This is a genomic window from Paenibacillus sp. FSL M7-0134 (genome assembly GCF_038007865.1).
Taxonomy (GTDB): domain Bacteria; phylum Bacillota; class Bacilli; order Paenibacillales; family Paenibacillaceae; genus Paenibacillus; species Paenibacillus polymyxa_B.
This window is the reverse complement of record NZ_JBBOXV010000002.1, coordinates 662,654-683,844: the sequence shown is the minus strand read 5'-3', so window position 1 is coordinate 683,844 and position 21,191 is coordinate 662,654. Positions and strand designations below refer to the sequence as shown.

General features: G+C 46.9%; 12 protein-coding genes, 7 tRNA genes, 3 rRNA genes and 1 pseudogene. 2 read left to right on the top strand and 21 right to left on the bottom strand.

Going from position 1 to position 21,191, the window contains the following annotated elements:
* Window positions 1–767: 767 nt before the first annotated feature.
* The 13 genes and pseudogenes from NSQ58_RS18850 to NSQ58_RS18790 form a co-directional block, all read right to left on the bottom strand.
* A tRNA-Gly gene (locus NSQ58_RS18850) sits at window positions 768–837 on the bottom strand.
* A gap of 10 nt (window positions 838–847) precedes the next feature.
* Window positions 848–921: transfer RNA gene (locus tag NSQ58_RS18845), tRNA-Pro, on the bottom strand.
* A 7-nt stretch (window positions 922–928) separates the two neighbouring features.
* Window positions 929–1,008: transfer RNA gene (locus NSQ58_RS18840), tRNA-Leu, on the bottom strand.
* A 12-nt stretch (window positions 1,009–1,020) separates the two neighbouring features.
* Window positions 1,021–1,097: transfer RNA gene (locus tag NSQ58_RS18835), tRNA-Arg, on the bottom strand.
* A 7-nt stretch (window positions 1,098–1,104) separates the two neighbouring features.
* Window positions 1,105–1,179: transfer RNA gene (locus NSQ58_RS18830), tRNA-Gly, on the bottom strand.
* A gap of 10 nt (window positions 1,180–1,189) precedes the next feature.
* A tRNA-Leu gene (locus tag NSQ58_RS18825) sits at window positions 1,190–1,270 on the bottom strand.
* A gap of 11 nt (window positions 1,271–1,281) precedes the next feature.
* Window positions 1,282–1,355, bottom strand: a tRNA-Lys gene (locus NSQ58_RS18820).
* Between the two features lie 70 nt (window positions 1,356–1,425).
* Window positions 1,426–1,542: ribosomal RNA gene (gene rrf / locus NSQ58_RS18815) — 5S ribosomal RNA — on the bottom strand.
* A 152-nt stretch (window positions 1,543–1,694) separates the two neighbouring features.
* Window positions 1,695–4,619, bottom strand: a 23S ribosomal RNA gene (locus tag NSQ58_RS18810).
* Between the two features lie 395 nt (window positions 4,620–5,014).
* Window positions 5,015–6,570 (bottom strand): 16S ribosomal RNA (locus tag NSQ58_RS18805).
* Together the 16S, 23S and 5S rRNA genes with 7 tRNA genes alongside form the textbook arrangement of a ribosomal RNA operon.
* A 635-nt stretch (window positions 6,571–7,205) precedes the next feature.
* Window positions 7,206–8,042, bottom strand: a complete 837-nt coding sequence (panB, locus tag NSQ58_RS18800; RefSeq protein WP_076295756.1) for a 3-methyl-2-oxobutanoate hydroxymethyltransferase — start codon at window positions 8,040–8,042, stop codon at window positions 7,206–7,208.
* A gap of 30 nt (window positions 8,043–8,072) precedes the next feature.
* Window positions 8,073–9,291: pseudogene (locus tag NSQ58_RS18795) on the bottom strand (MFS transporter).
* A 74-nt stretch (window positions 9,292–9,365) separates the two neighbouring features.
* Complete coding sequence (locus NSQ58_RS18790; protein ID WP_023987233.1) at window positions 9,366–10,151, bottom strand: PhzF family phenazine biosynthesis protein; 786 nt, start codon at window positions 10,149–10,151, stop codon at window positions 9,366–9,368.
* Between the two features lie 125 nt (window positions 10,152–10,276).
* Between NSQ58_RS18790 and pdxR the strand changes: the two genes are divergently transcribed.
* Window positions 10,277–11,758: a MocR-like pyridoxine biosynthesis transcription factor PdxR gene (gene pdxR, locus NSQ58_RS18785; RefSeq protein WP_339201514.1), complete on the top strand. Its 1,482-nt coding sequence runs from the start codon at window positions 10,277–10,279 to the stop codon at window positions 11,756–11,758.
* 93 nt (window positions 11,759–11,851) lie between these two features.
* On the opposite strand, the gene NSQ58_RS18780 is transcribed toward pdxR, so the two are convergent.
* Both NSQ58_RS18780 and NSQ58_RS18775 read right to left on the bottom strand, forming a co-directional pair.
* The gene (locus NSQ58_RS18780) at window positions 11,852–12,430 is read right to left on the bottom strand and encodes a sugar O-acetyltransferase (RefSeq protein WP_023987231.1); all 579 of its coding nucleotides are present in this window, start codon (window positions 12,428–12,430) and stop codon (window positions 11,852–11,854) included.
* Between the two features lie 1,558 nt (window positions 12,431–13,988).
* A complete protein-coding gene (locus tag NSQ58_RS18775) occupies window positions 13,989–14,675 on the bottom strand; it encodes a TetR/AcrR family transcriptional regulator (protein ID WP_028542085.1) in 687 nt (228 codons plus the stop codon).
* A gap of 138 nt (window positions 14,676–14,813) precedes the next feature.
* On the opposite strand from NSQ58_RS18775, the gene NSQ58_RS18770 reads away from it, so the two are divergent.
* Window positions 14,814–16,166, top strand: a complete 1,353-nt coding sequence (locus tag NSQ58_RS18770; protein ID WP_341058002.1) for an MATE family efflux transporter — start codon at window positions 14,814–14,816, stop codon at window positions 16,164–16,166.
* A 344-nt stretch (window positions 16,167–16,510) separates the two neighbouring features.
* Here the strand turns inward: NSQ58_RS18770 and NSQ58_RS18765 are convergent, their stop codons facing one another.
* The 6 genes from NSQ58_RS18765 to NSQ58_RS18740 form a co-directional block, all read right to left on the bottom strand.
* Complete coding sequence (locus NSQ58_RS18765; protein ID WP_196773809.1) at window positions 16,511–17,029, bottom strand: TetR/AcrR family transcriptional regulator; 519 nt, start codon at window positions 17,027–17,029, stop codon at window positions 16,511–16,513.
* Complete coding sequence (locus NSQ58_RS18760; RefSeq protein WP_231118758.1) at window positions 17,026–17,487, bottom strand: L-serine ammonia-lyase, iron-sulfur-dependent, subunit beta; 462 nt, start codon at window positions 17,485–17,487, stop codon at window positions 17,026–17,028. The genes NSQ58_RS18765 and NSQ58_RS18760 overlap by 4 nt, the downstream gene beginning before the upstream one ends.
* Before the next feature lie 287 nt (window positions 17,488–17,774).
* Window positions 17,775–18,170: a serine dehydratase beta chain gene (locus NSQ58_RS18755; protein ID WP_023987224.1), complete on the bottom strand. Its 396-nt coding sequence runs from the start codon at window positions 18,168–18,170 to the stop codon at window positions 17,775–17,777.
* Between the two features lie 91 nt (window positions 18,171–18,261).
* Window positions 18,262–19,098 (bottom strand): enoyl-CoA hydratase/isomerase family protein, encoded by an 837-nt coding sequence (locus tag NSQ58_RS18750; RefSeq protein ID WP_341058000.1) that lies wholly within the window; start codon window positions 19,096–19,098, stop codon window positions 18,262–18,264.
* The gene (locus tag NSQ58_RS18745; protein WP_341057999.1) at window positions 19,088–19,927 is read right to left on the bottom strand and encodes an enoyl-CoA hydratase/isomerase family protein; all 840 of its coding nucleotides are present in this window, start codon (window positions 19,925–19,927) and stop codon (window positions 19,088–19,090) included. The genes NSQ58_RS18750 and NSQ58_RS18745 overlap by 11 nt, the downstream gene beginning before the upstream one ends.
* Before the next feature lie 11 nt (window positions 19,928–19,938).
* A complete protein-coding gene (locus NSQ58_RS18740) occupies window positions 19,939–21,183 on the bottom strand; it encodes a M20 metallopeptidase family protein (protein ID WP_341057998.1) in 1,245 nt (414 codons plus the stop codon).
* Window positions 21,184–21,191 lie beyond the last annotated feature (8 nt).

Genomic DNA, 21,191 nt, shown 5'->3' with positions numbered 1-21,191 from the left:
TTCACCAACACCGCTTTAAATATTCGACCAGCGAGACAATACGATGCTGCCTATAGTTCCTTGAGGTCGGGAAATTAAGGACTCAGAGTATGTCCTACCAAAAAAATCTCGGCCTGTGCCCTGTACTTCCATTAAGGAGGTTCAGATTCACAAGCCAAGACATTTTCATTCATGATGGTGGCCGTTAGGCCATGTTTGTTTGGGAAAGCCCCTCTGCATGGAAGGGGAATACCCGCATACGTAAACCAAATGAGTACGAAGCCTATGTGCTCGGCACCACCCGAGCGACTTCTTCGTTACCCGGATCGGATATCTTCAACTGTTGAAGTAGTGACCCTGTTCGAGGTCCGGGATCAGAGCGGGGTGTACTGGCTGCTTCTCAGACGAAGATGACTCGGTCAGCGCTTCGCTCAAAGCCCATTGACCGATAGTTAAGCAGATTGAAGGTCTGGATCTGGAGCGGTTGCTTCTCTCGCCGATAACAAAGTTAGGTTGCGGGGTGCAGGAGGTGGGGCAATTTCTGATGAGATTTTCTGTCTGCATGCTGATATTTCCTTCAAGAACTGAACTGCGAACTGAAACTTAAGTATATGGAGGAGATCAGAAAATAAGAATTCTGGAAGTTGCCTATGTATGTTAATAACGCAAAGGAACGGAGGAGATTGCCTTGGAGTTTCTACTGGTTGTCATGTGGATAGGAATAGTTTAAAAGTAAAAAAGAAGAGATGGCATAAAAATAAGCCATCTCTTCTTTTTCATCTATATAAAGCGGGTTATGGGAATCGAACCCACGCTACCAGCTTGGAAGGCTGGAGTTCTACATTGAACTACACCCGCCATTAATTTATCGGGACGACACGATTTGAATACACGACCCCCTGGTCCCAAACCAGGTGCTCTACCAAGCTGAGCTACATCCCGAAATAGATGCCGGTGAGAGGACTCGAACCTCCACGGTTTCCCTCACGATTTTGAGTCGCGCGCGTCTGCCAATTCCGCCACACCGGCTTATGAAGTTAATGGCGTCCCCTGAGAGATTCGAACTCCCGACCTTTTGATTCGTAGTCAAACGCTCTATCCAGCTGAGCTAAGGGGACTAATAAGTGGAGCGGACGACGGGAATCGAACCCGCGACCCTCGCCTTGGCAAGGCGATGCTCTACCGCTGAGCCACGTCCGCAAAAACAAGATGCGCGTGGAGGGACTTGAACCCCCACGTCAATGACGCTAGATCCTAAGTCTAGTGCGTCTGCCAATTCCGCCACACGCGCATGAATACAATGGGAGCCATGAAGGACTCGAACCTTCGACACCCTGATTAAAAGTCAGGTGCTCTACCGACTGAGCTATAGCCCCATCTAAAAATTTAATTTTGTATGTATAATCAATAGCCTGATAGGCGAAAAAAAATCCCCATTATGGGGTTGCTTGGCGGCGTCCTACTCTCCCAGGACCCTGCGGTCCAAGTACCATCGGCGCTGGAGGGCTTAACGGTCGTGTTCGGGATGGGTACGTGTGGAACCCCTCCGCTATCGCCACCAAACATGAATTTACATCGTAAATTCTACTGTACGGTTATTCGGTTCATCACTTATCGTGTGAATGAATAGCCATGCGCTTGTCGTATGTCACTTGTACATACCTTCAAGGTTACACCCTGAAAACTGGATCCGAAACTCATTTGCGTTTTATTCTTAGGATAAGCCCTCGACCGATTAGTATTGGTCAGCTCCATGCATTACTGCACTTCCACCCCCAACCTATCTACCTCGTCGTCTTCAAGGGGTCTTACATACTGGGAAATCTCATCTTGAGGGGGGCTTCACGCTTAGATGCTTTCAGCGCTTATCCCTTCCGTACATAGCTACCCAGCGGTGCTCCTGGCGGAACAACTGGTACACCAGCGGTACGTCCATCCCGGTCCTCTCGTACTAAGGACAGCTCCTCTCAAATTTCCTACGCCCACGACAGATAGGGACCGAACTGTCTCACGACGTTCTGAACCCAGCTCGCGTACCGCTTTAATGGGCGAACAGCCCAACCCTTGGGACCTACTTCAGCCCCAGGATGCGATGAGCCGACATCGAGGTGCCAAACCTCCCCGTCGATGTGGACTCTTGGGGGAGATAAGCCTGTTATCCCCAGGGTAGCTTTTATCCGTTGAGCGATGGCCCTTCCATGCGGTACCACCGGATCACTAAGCCCGACTTTCGTCCCTGCTCGACTTGTAGGTCTCGCAGTCAAGCTCCCTTCTGCCTTTGCACTCTTCGAATGATTTCCAACCATTCTGAGGGAACCTTGGGGCGCCTCCGTTACTCTTTAGGAGGCGACCGCCCCAGTCAAACTGCCCACCTGACACTGTCCTCGCACCGGATCACGGTACCAAGTTAGAACCTAGATACGATCAGGGTGGTATCCCAAGGATGCCTCCCTTCAAGCTGGCGCTCAAAGTTCTACGGCTCCCACCTATCCTGTACAGATCGTACCCAAATTCAATATCAAGCTGCAGTAAAGCTCCATGGGGTCTTTCCGTCTTGTCGCGGGTAACCTGCATCTTCACAGGTATTAAAATTTCACCGGATCTCTCGTTGAGACAGCGCCCAAGTCGTTACGCCATTCGTGCGGGTCAGAATTTACCTGACAAGGAATTTCGCTACCTTAGGACCGTTATAGTTACGGCCGCCGTTTACTGGGGCTTCGGTTCATAGCTTCGCCCGAAGGCTTACCACTCCCCTTAACCTTCCAGCACCGGGCAGGCGTCAGCCCGTATACTTCGCCTTGCGGCTTCGCACAGACCTGTGTTTTTGCTAAACAGTCGCTTGGGCCTTTTCACTGCGGCCCCCTCGGGCTATTCACCCTACCGAGGCACCCCTTCTCCCGAAGTTACGGGGTCATTTTGCCGAGTTCCTTAACGAGAGTTCTTCCGCGCGCCTTAGAATTCTCTTCTCGCCTACCTGTGTCGGTTTGCGGTACGGGCACCTTCTCCTGGCTAGAGGCTTTTCTTGGCAGTCTGAGATCATGACCTTCGCTACTATAATTTTCGCTCCCCATCACAGCCCAGCCTTAACGATGTGCGGATTTGCCTACACACCAGCCTCACTGCTTAGACGGACATCCATCAGTCCGCGTCACTACCCTACTGCGTCACCCCATCGCTCATAACGGATTACGGTGGTACAGGAATTTCGACCTGTTGTCCTTCGACTACGCCTATCGGCCTCGCCTTAGGTCCCGACTTACCCTGAGCGGACGAACCTTCCTCAGGAACCCTTAGGCTTTCGGCGGATCTGATTCTCACAGATCTTTTCGTTACTCATACCGGCATTCTCACTTGAATGCAGTCCAGCGCTCCTTACGGTACACCTTCAACCCGCATTCAACGCTCCCCTACCCCTGATGCAAGCATCAAGCCATAGCTTCGGTGGTGTGTTTAGCCCCGTTACATTTTCGGCGCAGAGTCACTCGACCAGTGAGCTATTACGCACTCTTTCAATGGTGGCTGCTTCTAAGCCAACATCCTGGTTGTCTGTGCAACTCCACATCCTTTCCCACTTAACACACACTTGGGGACCTTAGCTGATGGTCTGGGCTGTTTCCCTTTCGACAATGGATCTTAGCACTCACTGTCTGACTCCCGGAACTAAATCTATGGCATTCGGAGTTTGACTGAGCTTGGTAACCCTTGCGGGCCCCGCACCCAATCAGTGCTCTACCTCCACGATTCTATTTCCGAGGCTAGCCCTAAAGCTATTTCGGGGAGAACCAGCTATCTCCGGGTTCGATTGGAATTTCTCCGCTACCCCCACCTCATCCCCGCATTTTTCAACATGCGTGGGTTCGGGCCTCCAGTGCGTGTTACCGCACCTTCACCCTGGACAGGGGTAGATCACCCGGTTTCGGGTCTACGTCCACGTACTCATTCGCCCTATTCAGACTCGCTTTCGCTGCGGCTTCAGCTCTTCACCTTAACCTTGCACGGGAACGTAACTCGCCGGTTCATTCTACAAAAGGCACGCCATCACCCATAGATCGGGCTCTGACTTCTTGTAAGCACACGGTTTCAGGATCTATTTCACTCCCCTTCCGGGGTGCTTTTCACCTTTCCCTCACGGTACTGCTTCACTATCGGTCGCCAGGGAGTATTTAGCCTTGGCAGATGGTCCTGCCGGATTCATACGGGGTTTCACGTGCCCCGCACTACTCGGGATCCGTCTCGGAGAGAACAAGTTTTGAACTACAGGGCTTTTACCTTCTCTGGCGGGCCTTTCCAGACCTCTTCATCTAACCGGTTCCTTTGTAACTCCATGTGAGACGTCCCACAACCCCAAGGAGCAAGCTCCTTGGTTTGGGCTAATCCGCGTTCGCTCGCCGCTACTGACGGAATCACTATTGTTTTCTCTTCCTCAGGGTACTTAGATGTTTCAGTTCCCCTGGTCTGCCTCTATTCTGCCTATGTATTCAGCAGAAAGTGACTGTCGATGAAGACAGCCGGGTTTCCCCATTCGGACATCCCCGGATCAAAGCTTGCTTACAGCTCCCCGAGGCCTTATCGTTGTTCGCCACGTCCTTCGTCGGCTCCTGGCGCCTAGGCATCCTCCGTGTGCTCTTTGTAGCTTAACCTAGTATTTACATCGTAAATACGATTCGCTTTGAATTTCGGTTCAACACTTACGTGTGAATGAAATTCAAAGCAGCTACCTTTATTTCACTTGTTTACACAAGATCAGCTTAAAGGAATATTCTAAAACGCAATTTCGTTTCGGTATCCAGTTTTCAAGGTGCAATACAGTTTCATCGAAACTGTAGCCTGTGTGAATATCGGTCTAACTCAAACGAGTAGATGATATTCATGCAGTATGTTGAGAGTTTGAGCTCTCAAAACTGAGCAACGAGTGAGTAAGTTAAGGATATTCATTTCATTCACACAAACGTGATGAACCGAATTGAATATCCGGTCGCAGGTACATGTACCTGCTGATTTGAATGTTTCCATTACAGGAAACGATTCTCCATAGAAAGGAGGTGATCCAGCCGCACCTTCCGATACGGCTACCTTGTTACGACTTCACCCCAATCATCTACCCCACCTTCGGCGGCTGGCTCCCTTGCGGGTTACCCCACCGACTTCGGGTGTTGTAAACTCTCGTGGTGTGACGGGCGGTGTGTACAAGACCCGGGAACGTATTCACCGCGGCATGCTGATCCGCGATTACTAGCAATTCCGACTTCATGTAGGCGAGTTGCAGCCTACAATCCGAACTGAGACCGGCTTTTCTAGGATTGGCTCCACCTCGCGATTTCGCTTCCCGTTGTACCGGCCATTGTAGTACGTGTGTAGCCCAGGTCATAAGGGGCATGATGATTTGACGTCATCCCCACCTTCCTCCGGTTTGTCACCGGCAGTCTGCTTAGAGTGCCCAGCTTGACCTGCTGGCAACTAAGCATAAGGGTTGCGCTCGTTGCGGGACTTAACCCAACATCTCACGACACGAGCTGACGACAACCATGCACCACCTGTCTCCTCTGTCCCGAAGGAAAGGCCTATCTCTAGACCGGTCAGAGGGATGTCAAGACCTGGTAAGGTTCTTCGCGTTGCTTCGAATTAAACCACATACTCCACTGCTTGTGCGGGTCCCCGTCAATTCCTTTGAGTTTCAGTCTTGCGACCGTACTCCCCAGGCGGAATGCTTAATGTGTTAACTTCGGCACCAAGGGTATCGAAACCCCTAACACCTAGCATTCATCGTTTACGGCGTGGACTACCAGGGTATCTAATCCTGTTTGCTCCCCACGCTTTCGCGCCTCAGCGTCAGTTACAGCCCAGAGAGTCGCCTTCGCCACTGGTGTTCCTCCACATATCTACGCATTTCACCGCTACACGTGGAATTCCACTCTCCTCTTCTGCACTCAAGCTCCCCAGTTTCCAGTGCGACCCGAAGTTGAGCCTCGGGATTAAACACCAGACTTAAAGAGCCGCCTGCGCGCGCTTTACGCCCAATAATTCCGGACAACGCTTGCCCCCTACGTATTACCGCGGCTGCTGGCACGTAGTTAGCCGGGGCTTTCTTCTCAGGTACCGTCACTCTTGTAGCAGTTACTCTACAAGACGTTCTTCCCTGGCAACAGAGCTTTACGATCCGAAAACCTTCATCACTCACGCGGCGTTGCTCCGTCAGGCTTTCGCCCATTGCGGAAGATTCCCTACTGCTGCCTCCCGTAGGAGTCTGGGCCGTGTCTCAGTCCCAGTGTGGCCGATCACCCTCTCAGGTCGGCTACGCATCGTCGCCTTGGTAGGCCTTTACCCCACCAACTAGCTAATGCGCCGCAGGCCCATCCACAAGTGACAGATTGCTCCGTCTTTCCTCCTTCTCCCATGCAGGAAAAGGATGTATCGGGTATTAGCTACCGTTTCCGGTAGTTATCCCTGTCTTGTGGGCAGGTTGCCTACGTGTTACTCACCCGTCCGCCGCTAGGTTGTTTAGAAGCAAGCTTCTAAACAACCCCGCTCGACTTGCATGTATTAGGCACGCCGCCAGCGTTCGTCCTGAGCCAGGATCAAACTCTCCATTAAAGACCAACCGAAGTTGGTTTATAGAAAAGAGCGATAAGCTCATTTTGAAACTGACGAGATAAAAATATCTCTTGTTTGATTTTGCGAACAAAATCGTTTTACTCACTCGTTGTTCAGTTTTCAAAGATCAAGCATTTCCGGACATATCAACACCCGGAATATTAATATATCATACTTTGGCGATTCATACTACTGGTAAATAATACCTCACAGGTGATCCTTTGAATTTTTGAAGTCCATCTAAATATTACATCACAGCCTATCTTACGGCCGGATAAATAATATATCATTTAGATTTGCTGATTACTACATGAAAATTACACCAATTAATAACCAAGTTATCAAAATCAGTTCTATTACTTTACTGCTCATACTTTCGAATTTTCTATTCTTCATTTCTACTATATGATGCCTCCCCCTTTCAGTTCCAAAAGGGGGAATTAATATTGAAACGTTCCAATAATAATTTACAAACATTTTGGAACGTGAAATAAACTAATTTAGAACCGTTCCTAAAAGTATACTTTTTAGAACAGGTGAAACTAACAACAGCAGTGCCTGTTTGGCACTGCTGTTCCTTAACTTCTCATTTTTCAATTTCAAAACCGGTTACCCTTCACAAATCACTGCTTGTTTTATTCCTTGCCTCCATAAACTCTTTTTAATTCCTCTTCCTTCATGTTGAACGAATGGATTTCTTCAGGAAATTGTTTGGTTCGCACATCTGCTGCATAGGCCTGAATGGATTCTGATATAGAAGCATCTAGTTTTTGATAAGACTTCACAAACTTGGCCACACGTTCAACACCGTAGCCTAAAATATCATGGTAAACGAGAACTTGAGCATCCACATTCAAGCCAGCTCCGATCCCGATTACAGGTATAGTCAAGGACTTGGCAACCTTTTCAGCCAGCTGCTTCGGCACGCATTCCAACAATAAAGCAAAGGCACCGGCAGCTTCGCACTTTCTCGCATCTTCCAGAAGACGTTGAGCAGATCGGGCATCTTTCCCCTGCACTTTATAGCCACCTAAGACACCGACAGACTGCGGCGTCAGGCCCAAATGGGCACAGACAGGAATTCCGGCTCTCGTCAATGCAGCAATATGTTCGATAACCTCACCGGCTCCTTCCAGTTTTACAGCATGGGCACCGGCTTCTTGGACCAATTGGCCGGCATGGATTAAGGTGTCCTTCACCGTAAGGTGATAACTTAGAAAGGGCATGTCCGCCATAATAAATGTGTTCTTTGCCCCTCGTTTAACTGCTTTAGTATGATGAATCATATCTTCAAGCGTAACCGGGACGGTGGAATCGTAACCCAGTACCACCATCCCGAGAGAATCGCCAACCAAAATGATATCTACGCTACCCTGTTCTGCGTGCTTAGCAGAAGGATAATCATAGGCAGTCAGCACAACGATTTTTTCTTCGCGCTGCTTCATTTTTATAAAATCCACGGTTTGCTTCATGAATATTCTCCTGAAAATGAAGTATTGAAGTTAGGAAGCAAGTTCTTTCTTGGGTAATAGATAAGTCATTATAACGGCCAAAACCAGAAGAAAAATAGCCGCGTAAAATGCGCTGGAATAGCTGTTATGATGAGAATATAGTAACCCTGGAATATATGACCCTAAAGCTGAACCTACCTGATGCCCCAAAAATAACCATCCAATAATGAATCCTACCCGATGTTTGTTGAAATGCTTGGTAACCAGCAGTTGAGTAGGCGCTACTGTTGCAAAATCGACTAATCCAAATACTGCCGCAAATATAAGAAGCAATACCGGTTCGTGACTGACCAGTAAAAGAATTAAAGACAGACTGCGAACACTATAAAGGAAAATCAGCATTCGACGACTGCTCCAGCGATCGGCCAAATATCCTAACAGTATGATGCCGGCAATGTTAAAAGCGGCTAAGATACTGACCGCACTCCCGGTGACTTGAGTTGAGAACCCATGGTCATGTGCGAAAGGAATCAAGTGGGTATCCATTAATCCCGTAGTTGTAAAACCGCAGATGACGAATGGCATAATAATGAACCAAAACTTATAATCGGCAAAAACACTCCATGGGGAAGAATTTTTGTTTTCAGCTACGGTATCGCCTTGTTCATTGACGTCGCCATACGGCGAAAGATTTTTATCAGCAGGTTGATTTCGTAATAAAAAAACAACCACCGGCACGACTAAAAGCAATAAAAACAATCCCAGTACGACAACCGTCCCTCGCCAGCCCATAACTTGAATGAGCAAAAGAGAGCCCGGAACCATGATCATTTGCCCGACTCCGAAACCCGCTTCCACGATCCCCAAAGCAAAACCGCGCTTAGCTGTAAACCATTTCGTCACGATTGCTGCAGCTGCTACATTGGAAGCTCCCCCCTACGCCTAAGGAAACAAAGAAACCATACAATAAAAATAACTGCCATGATTGCTGAGTCATAGCAGTCAATATGACGCTTACTCCGACTAAAGCCGTGCTCCCTATCACAATCATTCTCGCGCCATATCGATCGATTAGTCGTCCCACAACAGGTTGAGAAAGGCCATACACGATAAAACTGACGGTCGAAATCAAAGAAGTCATACTTCGGTCCAGGGAAAATTCGTTCTCCCAAGGAATAATAAATGCGCCAAAAGCCAATCGCACGCCTTGGACAGCAAACAGCGCAAAGAACGTGGCAAATAGTACAATCCATCCATAATGCAATTTCATTTCAGGATACTCCTTTACTCAATACATACGAATAAAAAAGGTCTGAACTGCTATTTTAGTCCGTTCAGGCTTTTTTATAGGTGATCGAGATGCAGTTCAGATGTAGCATAGAGAACTGCTGTACCGCCCATCACGACTCTGTCGCCTTCCAGACGACAATACAAAGTGCCTCCTCTAGGGGACGCCTGCCGAGCCACCAATTCGTTCTTCCCTAATCGTCCTGCCCAGAATGGAATCAAATTACAATGAGCCGAACCGCATACCGGATCTTCGTTGACATTAAGTTTTGGGAAAAAGCTTCGCGAGACAAAGTCGAACTGACTGCCTTGAGATGTCACATTGACCCCTAGCCCATCTGGCAGCTGTTTAAGCTTCGAAAAATCCGGGGTTAACTGACGAACTTGATCCTCGTTTTCTAATAGAAACATCAGATCACGACCTAAATAGGTTTCTATAGGAGTGACTCCGAGCGCATCGACCATATCCTGAGTCAAAGCAAAAGATTCCGGAAGCCGATTCGGGAAATCCAATTCAAACAGATTTTGTTTTTTCAAAACAGTCAGGATCCCGCTTAACGTATGAAAAACAAACCTGTTGCTGTTTGGCTCATAAAACTGAGCGAGAATAAAAGCAGTAGCCAAAGTCCCATGTCCACATAGCTCAATCTCTGCTGCCGGTGTGAACCATCTTAACCGATAATCTTCACCTTCTTTAACAGCGAATGCTGTTTCAGAAAGATTATTTTCGGTTGCGATGCTTTGCATCGTTGCTTCCGGAAGCCATTCTTCCAAAATACATACGCCCGCAGGGTTCCCTTCGAATACCTTTTCCGCAAAAGCATCTACTACATAGTATCTCATCCTTCTCCTCCTTTTTTCGCTAATAACACTTAAAGTGTTATGTTATGATGAAACAATGTAGACATTATAAAGGACTTATATGTATAACAATCAACTAGATGATATAACACTTGAGGTGGTTTCGTATGCACATCTATATTCAGCGAAACAATGGGATTTCAATTACTCGGCAAATTGTGCTGGCCGTGATTGATCAAATTTTATCCGGTTTCCTGCAGGAAGGTGAAAAATTGCCTTCTGTTCGAGTACTCTCCAAGCAGCTTAATGTCAGTTTATTAACAGTAGTCAAAGCATATCGCGAATTAGAGCAGCAAAATTTTCTTTATTCCGTACAAGGCAGCGGGACATTTGTCCGTAAAAAAAACAATGATATTGAGACTGCCTGCATCGAAGAACCATTAACTCAGGACTGGCAATTGTCGGTTCCGGATTATTTACCGCGCTCCCAACTCGCTCAATTTCATCATGTGCCGCAAAAAATTCACTTGGCTTCTTCCATGGTCGATCCCGAATTGCTTCCTAACCAACATTTGAAAACGGCGTTTGAACACTTGATTCAAGAAGATGGAACCTTTTTATCGCGATACGGTCATACTCAGGGCGATCAACAACTTAGGCTCGCTATGCAGCAATATTTAAGCGGTCTAGGCGTTTACACGCAAATTGAAAATTTGTTGGTCACGAACGGTTCGCAGCAAGGAATTGACTTAATTGCTCGAACATTCGTAGGTCCTGGGGACGTTGTGATTCTTGAAGCTCCGACATATCCCGGAGCTATCGATATTTTCCGAAATCGAGGCGTTACGATTCTAACCGTTCCTCTCGACCAAGAAGGAATGCGTTTGGATATTTTGCAGCAATTATTTGATAAACATCATCCTAAACTTATTTATACGATTCCGAATTTTCATAATCCGACCGGTGTCTTAATGAGCCATAAGCGAAGAAGGAAACTTCTGGAAATGGCGCAAAATACACAAACACTTATTATCGAAGACGATCCTTGGGGCGAAATCTATTATGATCAGCACCCCCCTGCTCCAATTAAAAGCATGGATGAATATGGACATGTTATTTATTTAAAAGGATTGAGTAAAATATTGGCACCCGGCTGTAGGATCGGCGTTTTATCGGCTTCAGGTTCTATTTTCAAGCGAGTGTTAGCTGCAAAAGCTAACGCGGATTTAGGTACTCCATTGGTGACTCAAAAAATACTGCTTCCTTTTCTCGAGCCTTCGATTGTAGAAAGTCATATGCAAAACTTAAGAACGACACTGAAAATAAGACGCGATTTAGCGCTTGAAATTCTGTCAGAGCGCTGCCCGAAAGAAGTGTCTTGGATGGTGCCACAAGGAGGACTTAATCTGTGGCTTAGCTTTCCGGAATGGGTACAATCGCATCTTGTTCTAGCAGAAGCCAATAAAAAGGGAATTTCCTTTTTGCCGGGATCCTCCTGCTTCTCTGTTGAACATGAGAATCATCATATCCGATTAAGTTTTTCGTTCGTCAGTCAGGAATTGCTTCGTGAAGGCATAACGACGTTATGCGAAATTTTAGCGGGCATCATTTTAAGTAGAAAAAACTCGCATTCCTCTCCTTATTTTTAAATATCCTTGGGCCGCCTCGAAAAGAAAACACAAAGAAGACTGCCTGAAGCTTACTTCAGCAGTCTTCTTTTATGATCCCACCTATCGGTTTTGTCATGCATCCATAAATCCGGTTTTATCGGCTTCGGTAATAGCTCGAATCACTCGGCAGGGATTACCGGCAGCTATAACATTAGCCGGGATGTTTTTAGTTACGACACTCCCGGAACCAATGATCGAATTGCTACCGATTGAGACTCCAGGATTAATATGAACACCGGCGCCGATCCATACATCGTCTCCTATGGTTACTGGTTTCGCATAACAACCACCATTTCTGCGTTCAACGGCATCTGTTGCATGATTCGCGCAATAGATTCCAACTCGAGGCCCGAACAAAACATCATTACCAATCATAACTTCCGCGCAATCCAAAATCACGCAATCATAATTTGCGAAAAAGTGATTGCCAATCGTAATGTTGAACCCAAATTCACAGCGAAAATCATTCGCAAAATGGACGTCTTCTCCGCATTTCTCTAGCAGCTTGTCTAAGATTTCTTTTCTTTCCTGCTTATCATCGCTGTTATTGTACAGCTTGGTTAATTTAGACGCTTTGTGTCTTGCAGCACTACACGCCTCCGAATAATCGTTGTACATTTCTCCGCTTCTCAATTGCTCTTTTAAAGTCACTCAAGCACTCCCTTTCGTCTGACTTTATACCTAACATTCTTTTTATTATCTAATATTATATGACTTATAATAACTTATATAAAAATAAGGATCAAGTTGCCAAATCTACCACACAACTCGATTCGAGTTAACAATTTAATATATAATTGGTAAAAAAAGTTAAAGTCGATGCAGCATGGAACAACTTCATCGGTCTCTAACATTACCGGTTTAAGCGTGGCGACTTGCGGAAACGTCATCAAATCTCTTGTACAAACCGGAGAAATCATTGAAGTAGAAATGGTTGAATCTCACGGTGGCCGGCCAGACGTTATAAGTACAATGCCAACCATTCGTATGTTATCTGCTTATATGTGAAAACAGAAGGAGGCCTCCATTCTCTTACGTACAGGATCGTCAACCTTCTGGGCGAGAGTAACGCAAAATTATGATGAAGATCAAACATGCGCGATCGTGACCTTTCCTAAAGATAATTTCCCTGGTTCGGGTTTCATTGTCGACGGATATCTTTTAAAAGGAAACACGGAATAGTGCAACCCCAGTTGGTACTTTTATATAGCCTAATGGCGGCAGAGAATGTGAATTTTCATAATATATCCGCGTTGACGACCCGATTGTGTTAGTAAGCCAATAAAGCTTCGGCAATTATGTGCCTTCCAGCATGACGGATCGTTATGATGCGTTTGTTCATCTCGACCGGACCATCTCCCTTCAGCCACTGCCTATCCTTCATCCGGTTGCAACGGATGCTTTATTTTCAGAGTAACAGCTCGCAAGAACCGTCTGTGGGATACAAGGTAGCTGGGTATAGTTTACCGTCAGGCTCCGGATTATAATTATATGACTGGCTCCAATATAAAACAGCGGCAGGCTCGGACTTTATTTTTATCAGTCTGAGCCTGCCGCTGTTTTATTGAACTAACGTGTCCCTTTAATTCAATAAACACTTCCTGATTTTTGGTGAAAAGCGTTAATCTTCTTTTGATAGGCGGTACGTCAATTCAACTGCTCCGAATGTAAGGTCTTGGTATAGACATGCTTAAGAGACATCGTGTTGATGTTATCTGTAAACAAACGCTTTTCACTCATCCGCCGCTTCCAAGCACCAAGATGTTTCTTCCGGGTTGCTCTTAAGGTTCAAAACTTCTTATCACCTCATTATAATACTTTGATTCAAGAGATACCCGATCTATTCACGGATGGTTCTCACCTGTGACAAAACTGTCGGATGCTAGTTGCTAGTTCTTCCGCATGAGTAAGGACAAGCATATGATCAGTTCCTTTGATTTCAGCAAACCTAATCGCAGGTACACGCTTGAAGTGCTCGGCGATATTATACATATCCGGCCATTCTATGGTTCCTTGTATAAATAACGTACTCGTTTGGTTTTATACTTAGTAATTGAGTTGAAGATACATATTTCCTGTCTTGATGATTAATACAAGTAAATCACGTTTACAAAGGAAAAAAGACAGGCAGAAGATTATAAATTCACTAACAATTTAGGGTAAACATAACCTAATTGAAACCGCCATCCAATAACCGGATGGGCGGTTTTTACATACTACTTTCCTGCTCCTTTATCACCTGCTCCACCCCCAACAGAATCAGCTTCAATCCGAACTCAAACGCTCCGTCGGTCCCCATCAGCTCGAACAGCCCGTTCGTGAACATCCTCCGGAATAGTCCCACTTCTGTCTCGCTCATGGAATTCAGAAGGTGAATCATCTCCTCACCCGGAAGTGCTCCCTGGTCCTTGAGGATAGCGGAGACATTACGCTCATGCTGATAATCGTCTAGAACGAAATAGAAGACATAGTTCACAAGCGTAGTAACTACTTGCATTTTCTGCTCTTGCTCAAGCGGCGTCGATTCCACGCAGAGCAGCATACGGTTGGTGAACCGGATGATGTCCGGTTCGTGGGGCAGCGTCATCATCATGAGCTGCGTGGAGCAAGGATATCGGCTGAGCACGCTCCGTACCGTTACTGCAAGCCCCGTTAGCTGCTCCTTCCATTCCCCCTCGGAGTGGAACTCTTCCAGAATCATTTTTGATACCTGGTTGGCCAGACGCTGGTAGAGATGCTGTTTGCTCTTGAAGTACCAGTACAAAGAGGGAGCCTGAATCCCTAACCTGTCGGCCAATCGTCTCATGCTTAATTTCTCGATGCCCTCCTCTCCAAGAAGCTCCCACGAGGTTTCCAAAATCTTATCCTCCGAAATCTGAGGTTGCTGCTTTTTCATTGTCATCCGCCCTTTTATCTAACAGTGTAAGTTTATGCTTTACAGGTTCATTGGTTCATGATACCATCTAACATTGTAAGGTACAAACTAACAGTGTTAGACTGAAAGGCAAAATAAATAAAGAAAGTAGTGATCCGCATGGATGCAGAAAACCTCCATTACTTTGAAAAAGCACCGGTCGCAAAAGCCGTAGCTCACTTCGCTATACCAATGATGCTAGGCACGTCAATGAGTGTCATTTATTCCATCTTGAATGCCTATTTTCTTGGTACACTTCACAATACTGCTATGTTAACCGCACTTGCACTAACCCTGCCGTTATTCGCAATCATTATGGCGCTAGGCAATTTGATTGGCATGGGTAGCGGTACATTCATCTCCCGTTTGCTAGGTGAGAAAAAATATGATGAGGTAAAGCATGTGTCTTCATTCGCCTTTTACAGCAGTTTAATTCTCGGTCTTATCGTGATGGCCGTAGGTCTCCCGTTGATCAATCCAATCGTTCATGGCCTGGGAGCAACGTCTGGCTCCTTCGGATTCACGAAGGACTATGTCACGATTATGCTTATTGGCTCACCATTCGTCGTATTATTCTTCACACTGGAGAATATCGTGCGTTCGGAGGGTGCAGCAATCACGTCGATGATCGGTATGATTCTCAGTGTTGTTATAAATATTATTCTCGACGCGTTAGTCATCTTCGTGCTCCATTGGGATGTGATCGGCGTTGCGTCTGCTACGGTCATTTCTAACTTGGTTGCGAGTGCATTCTACGCCTTCCATATGGGATATAAGAGCCAATTCTTAACCGTCTCCGTAAAATGGTTCAAGGCTACCAAGGACATTCTGAGCAATGTATTCAAAATCGGAGTTCCCGTCTTTATTATGAGTATCTTTTTGGGTGCAATGTCGCTCATCTTTAACCATTTTCTTGTCGAATACGGGGATCAGGCCGTAGCGGCTTACGGAATTTCATCACGTTTATTGCAATTTCCTGAGTTTATTCTGATGGGCTTATGCGAGGGAGTCGTGCCGTTGATTGCCTTCTCTTTCACAGCGAATAAATTACGCATGAAGCATACCATTGGATTTACGATCAAAGTGATTGTGGCGTTAGCAGCCGTATTCGGCATCATCGTCTATTTGATTTCCGACCACTTAATTGGTTTATTTACAAATGACTTGCAATTAATTGGAATGGGCAGCTACATTTTACATGTGACGTTCCTATCCTTGTTCATTACAGGAATGACCACATTGTTTACCGGGATCTTCCAAGCTTCAGCGCAAGGAACTGCCGCGTTTATTATGTCAGTTATTCAAGGAGTTACTCTGATTCCTGTGTTGTTTATCGCCAATCAAATGAACGGCTTCCACGGGGTGGTCTGGTCGCTTGTCATTGCGGATGCGGTCGCATTCCTTGTTGGTGCCATCATGTTGTATGTTTTGCGGACCAAATTGCAGCCAGAATTGGATAAGTTAGTACAGTAGAAAACATATAACACCCAAGAAGGCAGGATAAGGACACTCCCCGATCCTGCCTTTTTTAGGTACGTGGACGGGGAATAAGGGCAATTGTCATTTAAAAAAGGAAAATGCCCCCTACCTGCACGATCTTGCTTATTCAGCGCCCCCATCGCCACACTCATCGGAAAGTTCTTACCTCTGAAGATCATCGTTCCCAGCGCAAACTTCGAAACGAGCAAACCCGTGCCTCCTAATCCCTTATATTTCACTTTTCAAACCCTGTTCTAAATTCAAATATTGTTTCCCGTTAGTTGAATCATTTCTGTGATTGATCCACCTTGTAGATTCTTCTGGTAAGCGCCTCGTCATCATCTGTCCATGATATTTGGAGCTGTTTGCGGGTTTTTGAGTGCAGGCAGTAGAATGCCATCGATTAGCGCTGTGAAGAAAGGCTTGTCGAACGGTTTGCGCTGGATGAGTCCGCGAAAGGAAGCCATTGAAGTAATGACCTGGCAAGCCATCTCAATGTCCGCGTGAGCGGGAATTTCACCGCGGACGACGGCTCGGTTCATAAGCTCGCGGTTCACAACAACCCATGGCTCGAAAATCCCGGCTGTTCCTGCTTCGGCAAATTCCGGATGCTGCAAAAAGGAGCCTAGACCCGCTAAGACTCGAAATTTTCGTTCTTCTTCCGCGATCGATTGCGGCTTCAAAAGCACGAGGAGATCTTCGCGCAAGGTTCCTGTATCAGGCAAGCTTTCGAGCTCAAGATGATTTCGATTCATCCAGGCCAAGGCGTTTCGGACTAACTCCGCCTTGGAAGACCAGCGGCGGTAAACCGTCGCCTTCCCAGCCTTTGCTCGAGCCGCGACCATGTCCATTGTCATACCATCGAAACTCGTATCGGCGAGGATGTCGATTGTCGCCTCAAGGATTTTATCATCCCGCGTGTGATCTCGCTTGCGGCCCAATGTTTGCACAGGCTTTTCAGCCACACGGCGTTCCGCTCGATGCAAGGGATCTGAACAAGTCCGTTAATAGGATCACAGGTCAACCTCAAATGGTGCTCCAACGCAACCTCCGCTGCATACTCAATCTGGTCGATACCCATATCAGACAGATCTGCCAGTGCAGCCGATGCCATAGAGCAAGCAGTGCCAACCTCCCCCTGGCAGCCGCATTTAGCACCGCTGATGGAGGCGTTCTGCTTGACCAGATTGCCAATGAGCCCGCCTACTGCCAGAGCCCGGGGGATCTGTTCGTCCGAGACATGCTTCTTTTGCTGCATATAAAGGAGCGCGGCCGGCATGACACCACTGGCCCCACAGGTCGGGGCCGTTACGATTGCACCGGCGGCGGCATTTTGTTCGCTGACCGCGAAAGCATATGCGCTGACAATCCTGTTTTCCCGCGTCTCCGGGCTCTCATCAATATGCCGCTGATTATAAAGAAATTGCGCCTTGCGTTCTCATGGAGACCGCCTTCCAGAATACCTGTGACTGAAAGCCCCTCGTTGACCGAATGCTTCATCGCTTCCCAAATCCCATAGAAAAAATCCCATATCTGTTTGCCTTCACACTGCTCGACGTAATCGCTTAGGCGGATATTGTTATCTTTACAAATTTTACTAATTTATACAAAACTATTCTCCCTATAGACATCGGGCGCCAGCATCTCCTCCCGTCCCTCAATAACGATGTCCCCGCCGCCGATACTTACAGCACGCATGGATGTTGTTTGCCGCCCGTCTTTGTAAGCAAAAAAATCAATGGTATTGGGATGGGGCAGAATAAAATCTGCGTGTGGAACAAATTCAATCTCCGTTGGAAATGGTGACAGTGCTTTAATAATGGCCTTGTCCGTCATATGGCCTTTGCCTGTTTTTGCAAGGGAACCATAAATCAATGCCTTGAATCGTTCGGCATCCTCATTTTCTGATTTGAAGATTCTGGCGGCTTTCTCCGGCCCCATTGTATGGGGGCTGAATGGTCCACTGCCAACCTTATAGAGTTCTGTCAAAGATTTCATAGCACCCTTACATCCTTTCTCAGTTTTCAGTTTTCTTTGGCATAAGATCTTCCTGCTGCTTGACCAATATAAACGTTCGGCATCGTTTAAACTATCGCTCGTTCCTCTGAAAACGTTCCTTGATTTTCATCAGCCTCTCAAGAACACCCTCTTCATCAATGGCCATGTCATACAATTGGTGAGTAAGCTGGAGACCTTGATCGTTGGCAAGGGCTTTTTTCCATGTGTGCGACACAATCGAATGAGTAAGATGTCTTACAAAGCGAGGTGCCTGCATGATCATCTCTGCCAGTTCCCACGCACGTGGAAGAAGCTTTTCACGAGGCAGTACCTCACTAACCAGACCGAGGTCTAATGCCGCTTGTGCATTAATATTCATACCCGTGTATGCGCAAAATGCCGCTTTCTTGATTCCCAGTATATTTTGAAGTGCTAAGACGATTCCATCTCCAGGCGGTACACCGCCTAGGTAATGAGCATCGAAAAACTCTGTGCCTTCAGCACAAATGGTAATATCACAAAGCGTTCCCATTTGCCAGTGTGAGCCTGTGCCATTGATCGCCCCAATGGTGGGAATGCCGATGCAATAGATCATATTTTCAATCATTCTGAGCGATTCATGATAGAAATCCAGTTTCCGGCTATTCGGCCAATCCATGAATTTTGTTGTCCAGACTTCAGGATTGCCTATTTGCCACAAATCTCCTGTCCCTGTAAGAATCATCACCTCATTCTCAGGGTCACGGCCAACATCTGACCATACATTGCCATATGCAGTTTGAGCCATCCAGTCAAATTGAAGCGGTCCCCCGTGAGTGTGCATACGTACTTCGAGTATGCCGTCACGGCGGGTCATGAAGAACAAGTCCTTGTACTTCTCCGAGTATTCTTCGAATCGTGTAGGTCCCGCCATATCTCTATTGAACATCTTTGCCCATTAGACGTCCTTGCATTTTTTTCAGCCGCTCCAGAGCTCCTTCTTCATCAATGGCCATGTCATACATTTGGTGGGCAAGCTGGAACCCTTGATCACTGACCAGGGCTTGTTTCCATGGACGGGATATAATGGAATGGGACAGATGTCTCGTTGAACGCGGTGCCTGCATAATCATCTCCGCAAGCTCCCATGCGCGGGGAAGAAGCTTTTCGCGGGGCAGGACTTCACTAACGATGCCCAGGTCCAATGCGGTTTGACCATTGATATTCTTGCCGGTGTATGCGTAGTATGCTGCTTTCTTGAAACCGATCATGTTCTGCAGCGTGAGTAACATTCCATCTCCGGGAGGTGTGCCTCCCAGATAATGCGGATCAAAAAAGTCCGCGTCTTCTGTACAAATGGTAATATCACAGAGAGTTGCAAGTTCACAGTGCGTTCCCGGGCCATTGATCGCTCCGATTGTAGGGATGTCAATGCAGAATATCAAGTTCTCAAGCAGTCTCAGCGATTCATGATACTGTTCGAGCTTCTTTTGCTTCGGCCAGTCCATAAATTTTGTATTCCAGACATCAGGGTCCCCTATAACCCATTTATCCCCTGTTCCAGAAATAATCATTACTTCGTTCTCAGGGTCGCGGCCAATATCTGACCATGCATGGGACCATGCCGTATGGGCTTCCCAAGAATGCTTGTACGGTCCTCCGTCGGTATGCAGCCGTACTTCGATGATTCCGTTACGACGTGTCATTAAAAGAAAGTCTTTGTACTTCACCGAATACTCATCAAATTTTGTTGGTCCAATCATACGTCTCTCTGTCATTTCAATTCCTCCTAGTTTTGTTTAGATATTATTCTATTACTTTCAAGCCAATCTCTGGCGAAAGCAGCGTAAGCCGCAGCCCCTTTATAAAGCACCTCATCCGAGAACATCGTCTTTGGATGGTGCACAGGGTAACCATAACCTTCCTCGGTATTGCCTGCGTTAAGAAACACTGAGGTACTTGGCACCGCTTGTGATACAAATGCGAAGTCTTCCGATCCCATTAATTTACCGCCGGGTATCAATTGGGTTATACCGATAAAGGAACTGGCGCCAAAGGTGTTTGCAATAGTAGTTCTCATTTGACGGTTAAGCCCGTTGTCCGTTTGCACCTCAGGACATCCCCTGGTATAGATCACCTCCACCTTTGCCTGAAAAGTTTCTCCAATACCTGCAGAAATTTCGTGGATACGGGTTTCCATTTTATCCCGCAATGTGGCGTTAAATGAACGTACGCTTCCTTTCATTCTGGCCGTATAGGGAATCACGTTGTTTGTATTTCCGCCTTCCATCACTCCAATTGTAAGAACTGCATTATCAATTGGCGAAATTTCACGGCTTATGATTCCCTGCAGCGCCAGATGAAGATGAGCAGCTACATTTAATGGGTCTACTGCGGCGCTAGGCATCGCTCCATGTGCGCCCCTTCCGCGGATGATGACTTCGAACCAATCAGAAGAAGCTGAAATCGCTTCTCCGGCCTCAGGCAATACAAATTGCCCGACAGGAATCGGCATTCCAGTCAACACGTGTAGCATCATGGCTGCATCCACTTTAGGATTTTCGAGAATCCCATTCTCAATCATCATCTTTGCCCCGTGCAGAGTCTCTTCACCCGGCTGAAACATAAGCTTAACCGTCCCGTGAAGCTGCTCTTCGTTGGCCTTCAGGATCTCCGCAGCTCCCAAGAGCATGGAAGTATGCAAGTCGTGGCCGCATGCATGCATGTTTCCGTTCAACGACGCAAAAGAAAGATCCGTTTCCTCTTGAATGGGCAGCCCATCCATATCCGCCCGGATAAGAATCACCTTCCCGGTATGTTGTCCGCCGATCGTAACCGTTAGACCTGACTCTCCTACGGGAGTGGGCTTAAGCCCCATCGACTCTAACACCTCTTTTACGTAGGCCGTTGTCCTGGGCAAACTTAAATCAAGTTCCGGAACCGCATGAAGATGATGCCTGTACATGACCAATTTTTCCTGCAGCTGATGGGCCATACCCAAAAAGTCTCCAGCTTCTTCAATCACAATGAACATCTCCCAAA